The following is a 12,253-nucleotide window of genomic DNA, read 5'->3' on the forward strand; positions in this document are numbered from 1 at the left end:
GTCGTGCCCCGACGCACCACCGCCGGTGTCGACGGAGGGCCGCTCAGTCGTTCTCGTCGTCGAGGAACGCCTGGAACTCCGTCTGCGCCTGCTCGATGGCGGCCTCGACGTCACCCCCGGTGATCGCGACCACGATCGGAGCGCCGACGATCTCACGCGCCTCGGCGACCGAGACCACGCGCGGGCGGTCGTAGCCGACACCCGTCTCCGAGCCGATCGCGATCGCCTCGGCGAGCTGCGGCGGGAAGCTCGACACGCCCTCCGGGTTCTCCCACACCGAGGCGCGGGCCGCGGGCACGCCCGCCGTCTGCACCTCGAGGGTCATCTCGGGGCTGGTCAGCCACTTGACGAAGTCGAACGCGAGGTCCTGCTTCTGCGAGGCACTGTTGATGCCGAGCGCCCAGGACGGGACGTTGTAGGGCACGGAGCCGGCGGGCCCCGCGGGGAACGGCGCGAAGCCGACGGACTCGGAGACCGTCGAGTTCTCGGCCTCGGTGAGGTTCTTGTACAGGCTCGACGCGTCGGTGTAGAACGCGACCTGGCCCTGCGCGAACAGGGCAGCGGCGTCCGGCCAGCTCATGTCCGTGGAGACGTTGTCGGGACCGTACTGGCCGATGAGCCGCCCGTACAGCTCGTAGGCCTCGACCGCGGCGTCGCTGTCGACGGTCGCCTCGGTGGCGTCTTCGTTCGTGAAGTCACCGCCCATGCTGTACAGGAAGCTCGAGAACTGCGTCACGGCCGCGGATGCGCCCGTGCGGGCCACGAAGCCCGCCATCTCGCCCTGTTCCTTGATCTGCTTCGCGGCGGCCTCGAGCTCTTCGAGGGTCTCGGGCACCGCGATGCCGAGGTTCTCCAGCACATCGGTGCGGTAGTACAGCACCTCCTGCTCGGTGATGATCGGCACGCCCATCACGGCGTCGTCGTGCGTGACGGCCGCCACGGGGGCCTCCTGGAAGTCGCTCCAGTCCCACTCCTCGTCGGCGGAGACGTAGTCGGTGAGGTCGGCCAGGTAGCCGTTCTGGGCGAACAGCTTGCCCTCTTGGAGGGGGCGGTACATCATCACGTCGATCTCGTCGGTGCCCGCGTTGAGCTTGACGTTGTACTGGTCCGAGAGCTGGTCCTCCCCGAGCTGAGTGACCTCGACGGTGACCCCCTCGTTGGCCTCCTCGAACTCGGCGATCTTCTCCTTGACGATGTCCGTCCAGACGTGGTTCGCGAGGGTCACGCGCAGCACCTGCGAGCCGCCGTCCCCCTCGCCGCCGCCGGAGCATCCGGCGAGTCCGGTCACGAGCACGGCGGCCGCGGCCGTCGCCGTCGAGACCCTGATCCAACGATGCGTCATTGCATCTCCCTTCATCGGGTGTGTGCCCGCGAGTGGACGGACACGCTGTGGTGCAGATCGGATAACCCCTATAAGTAACACTAATATGCGAAGGAGGCGCAAGTCACCATCGCATCTCGTCTCATCCGGGAGCAGTCCCCCACCTTTCAAGGAGGCTCATCGTGGAGCTCGATCTGACCGGCCAGGTCGCCATCGTCACCGGCGTCGGCAAGGGAATCGGACGGGAGATCGTCCTCACCCTCGCGCGCGAGGGGGTGACCACCGTCTCGCTGGATCTCGACCGAGACGACCTGGCGAGCCTGGCCCGGGAGCTGGACGAGATCGGGGGCACGCACGCCGAGTACGACTGCGACGTGCGCGACGCGGCCCGCATCCGGGAGATCGTCGCCGATGTCGATGTCCGCTTCGGGCGCATCGACACGCTCGTGAACAACGCCGGCGTCGGCGGCGACGGCTACGTCGCCGAGCTCGGGGAGAGGGCGTGGGACCTCTGCTTCGACGTCAACGTGAAGGGCACGTTCCTCACCTGCCAGGCCGTCCTCCCCGTCATGAAGCGACAGCGCCGCGGTCGGATCATCAACGCGGCCTCGTTCGCCGCGATCGTCCCGATCGTCGGCGCGGCCGCGTACGCGGGATCGAAGTCCGCCGTGACCCAGTTCACCCGCGCCCTTGCCGGAGAGGTGGGGCCGTGGAACATCACGGCCAACGCGTACGCGCCCGGCATGATCCCCACGACGCTCAACCACTTCACGGAGCGTGAGGAGGCTGAGCAGGCCCGACTGCTCGACACCCTGACGCTGCGCAGCTGGGGCCAGAAGTCGGACATCGCGAACCTCGTCTGTTTCCTGGCCTCGGACCAGGCCCGATACATTACGGGTACGTTGATCGACATCAGCGGCGGGAAGCTCGCGACGCAGGTTCCGCGCCTCGCCTACGAACGCGCCGCCGCCGAGGGCCTCGATGCCCTCTGATCGCCCACCACTCCAAAGGACGCCCATGGTCGACCCCGCACGGCGCGACAGCACCAGCGCACAGCGACGCGCCCGCATGGGCGGAGGCCTGTACGCGCACGTGTTCCAGGCGCTCGGCCAGGAGATCATCGACGGCACGCTCCCGGTCGGCAGCATCGTGTTCGCCGAGCAGATCTCGGAGCGCTTCGGCGTCTCGCGCTCGGTCGTGCGCGAGAGCCTGCGCTCGCTCGCCTCGATGGGCCTGCTGGAGTCACGGCCGCAGGTCGGCACGCGGGTGCTGCCCCGCGAGCGCTGGGATCTGCTGAACCCCCACGTCGTGCATTGGCGCTCGCAGGGCCATGGCTATCGGGAGCAGATGCGCGAGCTGCTCGAGCTGCGACTGGGGCTCGAGCAGGTGGCGGCGCGCTTTGCCAGCGAGCGCATGAGCCCCGAACAGGCGCAGCAGCTCATCGCCGCGGCCGACGGCATGGGCGCCGCGATGCACGAACTGCACGACCTCCGCGCCTACTTCGACGCCGACGCGACGTTCCACCGGCTCCTGCTCGAAGGCACGGGGAACCCCGTCATCGCGCAGCTGTCGGACACCATCGGCGCCACGCTCCACGCGAGGGCGGTGGACACCCGGCCCGGCATGCACGACATCACCGAGACGTCGCTGACGACGCACCGCGAGCTTGCGCACGCCATCGCCGAGAGGGACACCGAGCGGGCCGAACAGCTCGCGCGCGCGCTCGTCACCGACACGCTCGACGAGTTCTCCTGATCCACGGGGCCGGCGCCTTCGACGCCGTCCCCGTGGAGCCGTTCAGGAGAAGACCATGACGCTCTTGATGTTGCGGCCGGACTCCATCGCCTCGAAGGCCTCCTCCCACTCCTCCAGCGGGTAGACGCCGCCGAGCACGCGGTCGGTCTCGAGGCGCCCGCTCGAGAAGAGCGACAGCACGGCCTCCCAGGTCGTCCAGGTGTGCGAGAACGACCCGGCGAGGGTCACGGCCTTCGCCACGAGGGGATCGAGACTGAACCCGAGCGGCTGCGGTCCCCAGCCCACCTTGACGATGGTCCCGTACGGACGCACCAGCTCGAGGCCCTGCTGCAGCGCGATGCTGACCCCCGTTGCGTCGATGACGACGTGGGCGCCCAGGCCGTCGCCGAGACCCCGCACGAACTCCGCCGCATCCTGAGAGGTGATGTCGATCGTGTGGTCGACGCCGAGGTCCCGCGCCTTCGCCAGGCGTGCGGCGTCGATTCCGGTGCCGAGCATGACGATCGTTCCCGCGCCGCGCAGCCGCGCCATCTGCGCCGTCAACTGTCCGATCGTGCCCGCCCCCTGCACGACGACGAGATCGCCGGGCTTGATGTCGGTGCGCTCGACCACCGCGGTGTACGCGACGGCAAAGGGTTCCGTCATGGCAGCCTGCTCGAAGCTGACGTTGTCGGGGATGCGGTGCAGGACGCGGGGCTCCGCGAGCAGCAGTTCGCCGAACGCCCCATCGCGCATGGCCCCGTACCCCTCGCGCTGCGGGCAGAGGTTGTATCGCCCCGTGCGGCACAGCGCGCAGACGCCGCAGATCTTCGCCGCCGTCTCGCACACCACCCGATCCCCCACCCGCCACTGCGTCACGTCGTCCGCGACGGCGGCGATGACGCCCGCGGTCTCGTGGCCGAGCACGAGGGGCAGCGTGATGTCCCAGCTCTGCCCGTTGCGCCACATGTGCACGTCGGAGCCGCACACGCCGACGGCGCGCGCGGCGACGAGCACGTGGCCCGGCTCGAGCTGAGGGGCCGGGACGTCGCGGAGCTCGACGGCACCATCCTCGAGCGCGTACTTGACGAGCGCCTTCATCGTGCGGCCGCCCTTCCCGTGGCCCGTGCGTCCTCATCGAGGGCCGGGCGGGCCAGGCTCGGCAGGCCGGCGGCGGCGCGCGCCTCCTCCTGCTTCTCGACGCGGACGGCGGTCGACCCGCCGAAGTACCGATCGCGCGCCTCGCGCAGGAACAGCACCGACTCGTGCATCTCGGACATGCCGTTGACGCCGTCCTCGATACTGATCCAGCCGTCGTAACCGGCCTCAGCGAGGGTGCGGAAGATGCGGGGGTAGTCGTTCATCCCCTGACCGATCACGCCGTGCTGCAGCGCGGGCGAGTAGCCGATCGTGCCGTCGGCCTGCCGGAGGTCGGCGAGGCTCGTGCCGGGGGCGAGGAAGCGGTCGGAGGCCTGCATCGTCACGACGCGGTCGACGACGAGGTCGAGGAAGTCGGCGGAGTCCTCGCCCGCCACGATGGCGTTCGAGGGGTCGTACTGCACGCCGAAGTGGACACGGTCGTCGATGGCCCCGACGATCTCCAGGAAGACGTCGGCCCGCTGGGCGAACTCGACGTAGGCCCAGGAGCCGTCCTTGTAGTGGTTCTCCATGGCGAGCGTGACGTCCATCTCGCGAGCGATGGGCAGCAGCCGCTGGTAGGCGTCGACGACGTACCCAATCCCCTCCTCGCGCGTGATCTCGGGGTGCTTCTGCCCCGAGAGCACGCGCGCGCTGGCGCCCGGCCCGCCCAGATGGCGTGCGTAGCGCATGATCTCGACCTGGCGATCGAACTCCGCCGACCGCACGGACGGGTCGGGGTGGGTGAAGTCGGGCGAGGTGCACAGCATCGGCATCTCGAACCCCTCCTTCGCGAGCGCTTCCCCGATGGCGTCGAGGTAATCGTCGTCGCTCTGCCAGAACATGCCCGAGTAGAGCTCGAGCCCGTCGGCGGGAAGGGACGCCGCCTTCTCGATCCACTCGAACACGGTCATCGTGCGCGAATCGCTCAGCGCGGCCAGGTCCCCCTTCGGGAAGACGCTGATTCTCATGGCAACCTCTTTGTCGGTGACTTGACGCGGGATGATCCGCCCACATCTAATAAGTAATACCTATACGATCATTCGTCATCGTGGCAAGGAAGCCGAAGGGAACGCCAATGCCGATCGCCGCCGACCGCCTGCGTGAATGGGTCACCGCCCTGCTGGTGACCTGGTCGTACGCCCCGGACGACGCCGCCTACATCGCGGACACGCTCGTCGACGCCAATCTGCGCGGCGTCGACTCCCACGGCGTCATTCGCCTCGGCGCATATCGCGCCCGCCTCGAGGCCGGCCTCGTCAGCGCCACCGCGCAGCCGATCGTCACGCGGACCGGTGCCACCGCCCGCGTGGACGCGAACGGGGCGGCGGGGCAGATCGCGGCTCGCACCGCGACGGAGACGGCGCGCGACGCGGCCCGCGAGCACGGTGTCGCCGCCGTCGCCGTGCACAACAGCGCCCATTTCGGCGCCGCCGGCTACTACGCGCGCGCCCTCGCCGCCGAGGGCCTCATCGGGGTGGTCGTGTCGAACTCGGAGCCCGTGGTGGTTCCCTTCGGGGGCCGAGACCCGCTCTTCGGCACCAATCCCCTCGCCTTCGCCGCCCCCACGAGCGGCGCCCCCCTCAGCCTCGACATGGCCACCAGCACCTCCGCCATGGGCAAGGTGCTCGTCGCGCGAGCCGACGGGCGCGAGGTGCCCCCTGACTGGGGCGTGGATGCGTCGGGCGCGCCGACGACCGACCCCCACGAGATCCGCGCCCTGCTGCCGGCCGGCGGCCCCAAGGGCTACGCACTCGGCTTCCTCGTCGAGGTGCTCGGCGGCGTGCTGACGGGGGCCGCCGTCACCCACGGCATCGGCAACATGTACTCCGACTTCGAACGCCCGCAGGACGTCGGCCACTTCATGATCGCCATCGACATCTCCCGCTTCATCCCCCCGGCCGACTTCCTCGCGCGCATGGACGCCCTCGCCGCCGAGGCACGCGCCATCGCCCCCGCACCGGGGTTCGACGCCGTCCTCGTGCCTGGTGAACCCGAGGAACGGGCGCGCGACACGCGCACCGCCGACGGCGTGCCGCTGCCCGCCGCCACGATCGAGGAGCTCCGCGCCCTCGGCGCCGCGGCCGGCGTGGCGTTCCCGGAGGCACAGGCATGAAGCTGCTGCTTCCCGACTCGCTCCCGCTCGACATGCCGTCGCTCGAGGACGTGCGATACGTCACGTACGACATCACCCAGCCGATCCCTCCCGAGCACCACGACGCCGAGGCGCTCGTCGTGTGGGGCAACTCGGACGCGCAGCTCGCCGACGCCGCGGCCGCGCTGACCGCGGTGCGGTGGGTGCAGACGCTCGCCGCCGGCCCCGACCAGGTCGTCGCCGCCGGATTCGCGCCCGACGCGGTGATCACCTCGGGGCGCTCACTGCACGACGTCACGGTGGCCGAGCACGCGCTCGCCCTCGCCCTCGCCGGCGCCCGACGCCTCCACACCCTGGTGCGCGCCCAAATCGGGCACCGCTGGGCGTCGGAGATCGGTGGACGCCAGCCCCTCTCCGACCCCGACCGGGTGACGACGCTGCGGGGCGCACGGGTGAGCGTGTGGGGTTTCGGCGGAATCGCCCAGACTCTTGCGCCGCTCCTCTCAGCGCTGGGTGCCGAGGTGACCGGCATCGCCCGCAGCGCCGGAGAGCGCGGCGGCTACCCGGTGGTCGCGGAGGCGGACATCGAGACGGTGCTGCCCGAGACGGACGTGCTGATCATGATCCTCCCCGCCACGGGCGAGACGCGCGGGGCGCTGAGCCGTGAGCGCATCGCCCTGCTGCCACCCCGCGCCTGGGTCGTCAACGTGGGCCGCGGCGCCACGGTGGATGAGGCGGCCCTGGCCGATGCTCTCCGCCACGACCGGCTCGGCGGCGCGGCCCTCGATGTGACTGAGGTGGAGCCCCTGCCGGTCTCCTCCGAGCTGTGGGACCTCGCCAATGTCATCATCACCCCGCATTCGGCCGGCGGGCGCCCCATCGGTGCCGCCGGGCTCATCGCCGACAACCTCCGCGCGCTGCTCGACGGCCGCGCCCTCATCAACGTCGTCGAGCGCTGAGCGCCGGCGTCCGCCCCGGGAGCACCATGTCCACGACCATCCGGCACCTCACGCGAGCGAACCTCGCCCGTCCGCTCGTACAGATCTCGCTCGACCTCACGAACAACGATGAGGCGCTGCGCACGGCGGCGGTGGCCGTCGAATCGGGCGTCGACTGGATCGAGGTGGGCACTCCCCTCGTGCTCGCCGAGGGGCTGCACGCGGTGCGGGCCCTGCGCCGCGAGTTCCCCGAACACCCGATCGTCGTCGACCTCAAGACGATGGACGGCGGCTACCTCGAGGCGGAGATGATGGGCGATGCCGGCGCCGACGCCGTGATCGTGATGGCACGGGCGCACGACGCCACGATCGAGGCCGTCGTGGATGCGGGTGAGCGATTCGGAATGCTCGTCATGGGCGACGACCTCGCCGAACCCGACCGCGTCGCGGCGTGCGTGCGGCTGGAGCAGCTGGGCGTGGGGATGGTGATCCACCACATCGGCTACGACCATCGCAACCGCAACCCCCACCTCGGGCTCAGCCCGCTCACCGAGCTGGCCGACATCGTCGCCGCGACGACCGTGCCGGTACAGGCGGTCGGGGGCCTCTCGATCGAGCAGGCCATCCAGTGTCCCGAGACCGGGGCCCCCGTCGTCGTCTTCGGGGCGCCGCTCGCCATCGACGGACGCACCTTCAGCCCCGCCTCCGGCGATCTGGGCCGCGTGCTGACCGAGGCGGCCGCGCGCGTGCACGCATCGCCCATCCGGTACCCGGAGAAGGGGTGAGCGCCGCGATGACCGATCGCTGCACGTGGGTGACCGGGGCCGGCAGCGGCATGGGCCGTGCGAGCGCCGTCCGCGCGGGTGCCTCGGGCCGGCGCGTCGCGTTGAGCGGACGGCGAGTGCCCTCGCTGGAGGAGACCGCGAAGCGCATCGTCGACGCGGGCGGCCCCGCCCCGCTCGTGCTGCCGCTCGACGTCCGGGATCCGGACGCGCTCGCGGAAGCGCACGCGCGCGTCCGCGCCGAGTTCGGAACGGTCGAGGCTCTCGTGCTCTCGGCCGGCCTGAACGCGCCCGCTCGCACGTGGGCGGACCAGTCGATGTCGGACTTCGCCGCGATCGTGGAGACGAATCTGACGTCCGTCGCCCGGGCGATCGATCTGACGCTTCCGGGGATGCGGAACGCCGGCGGCGGCACCATCGTCATCGTCTCGTCGATCTCGGCCTGGCGCCTCTCACCGGGTGCAGGCGTCGCCTACACCGCGAGCAAGCGCGGTCTCAAGGCACTCACGGAGACACTCAACGGCCAGGAGGGCCGCAACGGCGTCCGCGCCACGCTCCTGCTGCCGGGAGACGTGGACAGCGAGTTCCTGCGACTGCGCCCCGTGCAGCCGGATGAGGACAGTCGCGCTCGCATGCTGTCGCCCGACGACGTCGCCCGCGCGGTGCAGTTCGTGCTGGACGCCCCTCCGGGCGTCACGATCGACGAACTCGTCATCAGCCCGACCGGGTTTTGACGCGCTGCCGGCGGCGCAGCGGCCGCAGGGCACGGGTAGCCTGGTCACGATCTCTCCGTCCCGATACCCACACACCCTCGAGGAGCACCCACGTGTCCGGATTCGAAGCGCAGGCCAACATCGGAGTCGTCGGACTCGCCGTGATGGGATCCAACCTGGCTCGCAATCTCGCCAGCCGCGAGGGCAACACGGTCGCGGTGTACAACCGCAGCCGCTCCAAGACGGATGAGCTCGTCGCCGCGCACCCCGAGGCCGGTTTCCTCCCGGCCTACAGCTACGAGGAGTTCGCGGCCACGCTGTCGAAGCCGCGCACGGCGATCATCATGGTGAAGGCCGGTGGCCCCACCGACGCCGTCATCGAGGAGCTCGTGAAGGTGTTCGAGCCGGGCGACATCATCGTCGACGGCGGGAACGCCCTGTTCACCGACACGATCCGCCGCGAGAAGGCCGTGCGGGAGACGGGCATCAACTTCGTCGGCGCGGGCATCTCGGGCGGCGAGGAGGGCGCGCTGCACGGCCCGTCGATCATGCCCGGCGGGTCGGACGAGTCGTGGGTCACGCTCGGGCCGATCCTGAAGTCGATCGCGGCCGTCGCCGAGGGCGAGCCGTGCGTCACCCACGTGGGCCACGACGGCGCCGGACACTTCGTCAAGATGGTGCACAACGGCATCGAGTACGCCGACATGCAGCTGATCGCCGAGGCGTACGACCTCATCCGCCGCGGCACGGGCAAGAGCCCCGCCGAGATCGCCGACGTCTTCGCCGAGTGGAACCGCGGCGAGCTCGAGTCGTACCTCATCGAGATCACGGCCGAGGTGCTGCGCCAGGTCGACGCCGAGACCGGCAAGCCCCTCGTCGACGTCATCCTCGACCAGGCCGGCGCCAAGGGCACGGGCGCGTGGACCGTGCAGACGGCACTCTCGCTCGGTGTGCCCGTGTCCGGCATCGCCGAGGCCACGTTCGCGCGGTCGTTGTCGTCGCACCCCGAGCAGCGTGCGGTCGCCGCCGACCTGCCCGGTCCCGAAGAGTCCTTCCGGGTCGACGACGTCGATGCGTTCATCGAGGACGTTCGCCTGGCGCTGTTCGCCTCGAAGATCGTCGCCTACTCGCAGGGCTTCGACGAGATCCGGGCGGGCGCGGCTCAGTACGGCTGGGACATCGATCTCGGCGCCATCGCGAAGATCTGGCGTGCCGGCTGCATCATCCGCGCCCAGTTCCTGAATCGGATCAGCGACGCCTACGCCGCCACGCCCGATCTTCCGGTGCTCATGACGGCGCCGTACTTCGTCGAGGTGTTCGGGCGCGCTCAGGCGGCGTGGCGCCGCGTGGTGGTCTCCGCCGCGCGGGCGGGCATCCCCTCCCCTGCGTTCTCGTCGTCGCTGGCGTACTACGACGGCATCCGCGCCGAGCGCCTGCCGGCCGCACTCGTGCAGGGCCAGCGCGACTTCTTCGGCGCGCACACGTACAAGCGCATCGACAAGCCCGGCACCTTCCACACCCTGTGGTCGGGCGACCGCAGCGAGATCGAGGCCGAGGACACTCACTGACATCCGACGCCGTCGGCACGACGTCCGGTCCGCTCAGGCGGGCCGGACGTTGTGGTTTCGGCGGAAGACGTTCTCGGGATCCCAGGCGCGCTTGACCCGCTCCAGCCGCGCCATGGTGGTGGCCGGATAGAGCGTGGCGGCGAGCGCCGGGTCGGTGGAGTTCAGGAAGTTGCCGTAGACGCCGACGCCCTCCCGCGCGATGGCCGCCCAGTCGGCTGCGACGCGGGCGCGCTCGGCGTCGTCGACGTGGGGCCCCTCGAACGCACCGGCCATGACGAACCACGTCGCCTCGCGCGCGGCGAACGCCGTGGCGTCGGAGGCGACGTCTCCGTAAGCCCCGCCGAGCGACCGCAGGAAGAGCACCGACGCCGGCTGCGCCTCGCGGAATGCCGTCAGGCGATCGATCGTGTCGTCGCCCAGCTCGGGCATCAGGGAGTTACCGCCGACGAAACCCGGCGCGGGGCGCTCCGGATCGAAGGGCGGCATGTCGCCGAGGATTTCCGGGTACGACACGGTCTGAAACGCCATCTCGGTCACGCCCGGCAGCGAGAGCACCGGCGCCAGCAGCTGTCGCGCCGCCTGCTCATCGCCCAGCCAGCACGCCGTGAGCGAGGCTCCGGGAGGGGCGCTCGGGTCCATCGGGGGCACGTCCATGTACGTGACGGTCAGCTCGCGGGGCGCATCGCGCAGGATGTCCCGCATCGCGCGCAGCGTCTGGCGCGCGTCGCCCGAGAGCGTGAGCTCGATCCACACCACGCCCGGCAGCCGGTGCGCCTCGAAGTCGAAGCGGGTGACCACCCCGAAGTTGCCGCCACCACCCCGAAGCGCCCACATCAGTTCGGGAGCGCTGTCGTCCGACACCTCGACCACGTCGCCGGCGGACGTGACGAGCTGTGCGCCGACGAGCTGGTCGGCGGCGAGGCCCCAGGCCCGCACCATCCAGCCGATACCGCCACCGAGCGTCAGCCCTCCCACCCCCACCGACGCGGTGTCGCCCGAGCTGATGCCGAGGCCGCGGGGCGCGAGCGCGGCGGCGACCTCGCCCCACGTCGCGCCTCCGCCGACGCGCACGCGCGTGCCGTCCACGGCGATGTCGCGCAGGGCGCCGAGATCGATGGTCAGTCCGCCGGGAACCGATCCCCAGGCGCTGTGCCCGCCGCCGCGCACGGTGACGGGCAGGCCGGCGCGCGCGGCATGCGCCACCGCCGCCCGCACGTCGTCCACGCCGGCCGGTCGAACGATGACCTCGGGCTCACCGATGCCCGAGTGAAACAGGCGAGCGTCATCCCACTCGGGATCCGCCGCCGTCAGCACCGCGCCGGCGAGGCCGGCGCGCAGGTCGTCGAGGGTCGTCATGGCACGAACGGTAGCGCGCGCCTCCGACACGACGACAGGGCCCGCACGCGATCGGCCGGCCGCCCCGTGCGGGACGCCGGCCGATCGGGCGCGCAACGCCTCACCGCAGGGCGACGAGACCCAGGTTGCCGAGGATGGCGAAGGCGATGGCCCAGAGGATGATCGAGACGATCTGCCAGAAGATCACCTGGTTGCGGCTGGCACCGAACGAGACCATGAGTCCGGAGGTGATCTGACTGGGCAGGAGTGTCTGCCCGAGCAGGCTGACTCCCGGAACGCCGAAGCGGTCGAACATGCGCTTGAAGCGCTGCTTGCGCGGCGACAGCTCGGGCTCCCCCTCGCCCTCCCCGCGACCGGCCAGCACCTTCCGGCGCGCGCCGGCGCCGACGAGGACGAACGCGAGCATCGAGACGATGTTGCCGATCACCGCGGCGAGGACCGCCACGACGGTCGGCACGCCGGCGAGCACACCGATGAGCGTGCCGAAGTACGACTCGACGAAGGGGATGGCCGCGACGAGCATGACGCCCAGCCAGTGGGCCCACGTGGGCAGGGACTCGGTGAAGGCGACGAGCGCGTCGTACATGGGACCTCTCCTCGGTCGGTGTA

The 12,253-nt window shown here is 70.9% G+C and carries 12 protein-coding genes; 7 read left to right on the forward strand and 5 right to left on the reverse strand.

Annotation, left to right across the window (positions count from 1 at the left end; all coding sequences use genetic code 11):
- Positions 1-43: 43 nt before the first annotated feature.
- Positions 44-1,342, reverse strand: coding sequence for a sugar ABC transporter substrate-binding protein (locus tag N8N77_RS03330; protein WP_261164607.1), 1,299 nt, complete (start codon positions 1,340-1,342; stop codon positions 44-46).
- 161 nt (positions 1,343-1,503) lie between these two features.
- Here N8N77_RS03330 and N8N77_RS03335 point away from each other — a divergent pair, with 161 nt between their 5' ends.
- Both N8N77_RS03335 and N8N77_RS03340 read left to right on the forward strand, forming a co-directional pair.
- On the forward strand, positions 1,504-2,313 hold the full coding sequence (locus N8N77_RS03335) for an SDR family NAD(P)-dependent oxidoreductase (RefSeq protein WP_261164608.1): 810 nt from the start codon (positions 1,504-1,506) through the stop codon (positions 2,311-2,313).
- A 25-nt stretch (positions 2,314-2,338) separates the two neighbouring features.
- Entirely contained in the window at positions 2,339-3,076 is a 738-nt protein-coding gene (locus tag N8N77_RS03340; RefSeq protein ID WP_261164610.1) for a FadR/GntR family transcriptional regulator, read from the forward strand.
- 42 nt (positions 3,077-3,118) lie between these two features.
- Here the strand turns inward: N8N77_RS03340 and N8N77_RS03345 are convergent, their stop codons facing one another.
- Positions 3,119-4,156 (reverse strand): zinc-binding dehydrogenase, encoded by a 1,038-nt coding sequence (locus N8N77_RS03345; protein ID WP_261164611.1) that lies wholly within the window; start codon positions 4,154-4,156, stop codon positions 3,119-3,121.
- Positions 4,153-5,163: a sugar phosphate isomerase/epimerase gene (locus N8N77_RS03350; protein ID WP_261164613.1), complete on the reverse strand. Its 1,011-nt coding sequence runs from the start codon at positions 5,161-5,163 to the stop codon at positions 4,153-4,155. Before N8N77_RS03350 ends, N8N77_RS03345 begins: the two co-directional genes overlap by 4 nt.
- A 107-nt stretch (positions 5,164-5,270) precedes the next feature.
- Between N8N77_RS03350 and N8N77_RS03355 the strand changes: the two genes are divergently transcribed.
- From N8N77_RS03355 to gndA, 5 genes are all read left to right on the forward strand, one after another.
- Complete coding sequence (locus tag N8N77_RS03355) at positions 5,271-6,308, forward strand: Ldh family oxidoreductase (protein WP_261164614.1); 1,038 nt, start codon at positions 5,271-5,273, stop codon at positions 6,306-6,308.
- On the forward strand, positions 6,305-7,246 hold the full coding sequence (locus tag N8N77_RS03360) for an NAD(P)-dependent oxidoreductase (RefSeq protein WP_261164616.1): 942 nt from the start codon (positions 6,305-6,307) through the stop codon (positions 7,244-7,246). The genes N8N77_RS03355 and N8N77_RS03360 overlap by 4 nt, the downstream gene beginning before the upstream one ends.
- 26 nt (positions 7,247-7,272) lie before the next feature.
- Positions 7,273-8,010, forward strand: a complete 738-nt coding sequence (locus tag N8N77_RS03365) for an orotidine 5'-phosphate decarboxylase / HUMPS family protein (protein WP_261164618.1) — start codon at positions 7,273-7,275, stop codon at positions 8,008-8,010.
- 8 nt (positions 8,011-8,018) lie between these two features.
- A complete protein-coding gene (locus tag N8N77_RS03370) occupies positions 8,019-8,741 on the forward strand; it encodes an SDR family oxidoreductase (RefSeq protein ID WP_261164619.1) in 723 nt (240 codons plus the stop codon).
- Between the two features lie 143 nt (positions 8,742-8,884).
- On the forward strand, positions 8,885-10,288 hold the full coding sequence (gene gndA / locus N8N77_RS03375) for an NADP-dependent phosphogluconate dehydrogenase (protein ID WP_396652797.1): 1,404 nt from the start codon (positions 8,885-8,887) through the stop codon (positions 10,286-10,288).
- Positions 10,289-10,321: 33 nt separating this feature from the next.
- Here gndA and N8N77_RS03380 read toward each other — a convergent pair whose 3' ends face one another.
- Positions 10,322-11,644, reverse strand: coding sequence for an FAD-binding oxidoreductase (locus N8N77_RS03380; protein WP_261164623.1), 1,323 nt, complete (start codon positions 11,642-11,644; stop codon positions 10,322-10,324).
- A gap of 100 nt (positions 11,645-11,744) precedes the next feature.
- Positions 11,745-12,230, reverse strand: coding sequence for a hypothetical protein (locus N8N77_RS03385; RefSeq protein WP_261164624.1), 486 nt, complete (start codon positions 12,228-12,230; stop codon positions 11,745-11,747).
- Positions 12,231-12,253: the final 23 nt, after the last annotated feature.

It is taken from the genome of Microbacterium sp. Marseille-Q6965 (assembly GCF_946151065.1).
GTDB lineage: Bacteria > Actinomycetota > Actinomycetes > Actinomycetales > Microbacteriaceae > Microbacterium.

Excerpts from the sequence above, each read along its gene's own strand:
- N8N77_RS03340 (WP_261164610.1), top strand. The coding sequence starts at position 2,339 with ATGGTCGACCCCGCACGGCGCGACAGCACCAGCGCACAGCGACGCGCC.
- N8N77_RS03385 (WP_261164624.1), bottom strand. The coding sequence starts at position 12,230 with ATGTACGACGCGCTCGTCGCCTTCACCGAGTCCCTGCCCACGTGGGCC.
- N8N77_RS03360 (WP_261164616.1), top strand. The coding sequence starts at position 6,305 with ATGAAGCTGCTGCTTCCCGACTCGCTCCCGCTCGACATGCCGTCGCTC.
- N8N77_RS03345 (WP_261164611.1), bottom strand. The coding sequence starts at position 4,156 with ATGAAGGCGCTCGTCAAGTACGCGCTCGAGGATGGTGCCGTCGAGCTC.
- N8N77_RS03380 (WP_261164623.1), bottom strand. The coding sequence starts at position 11,644 with ATGACGACCCTCGACGACCTGCGCGCCGGCCTCGCCGGCGCGGTGCTG.
- N8N77_RS03355 (WP_261164614.1), top strand. The coding sequence starts at position 5,271 with ATGCCGATCGCCGCCGACCGCCTGCGTGAATGGGTCACCGCCCTGCTG.
- gndA (WP_396652797.1), top strand. The coding sequence starts at position 8,885 with ATGGGATCCAACCTGGCTCGCAATCTCGCCAGCCGCGAGGGCAACACG.
- N8N77_RS03365 (WP_261164618.1), top strand. The coding sequence starts at position 7,273 with ATGTCCACGACCATCCGGCACCTCACGCGAGCGAACCTCGCCCGTCCG.
- N8N77_RS03330 (WP_261164607.1), bottom strand. The coding sequence starts at position 1,342 with ATGACGCATCGTTGGATCAGGGTCTCGACGGCGACGGCCGCGGCCGCC.
- N8N77_RS03370 (WP_261164619.1), top strand. The coding sequence starts at position 8,019 with ATGACCGATCGCTGCACGTGGGTGACCGGGGCCGGCAGCGGCATGGGC.
- N8N77_RS03350 (WP_261164613.1), bottom strand. The coding sequence starts at position 5,163 with ATGAGAATCAGCGTCTTCCCGAAGGGGGACCTGGCCGCGCTGAGCGAT.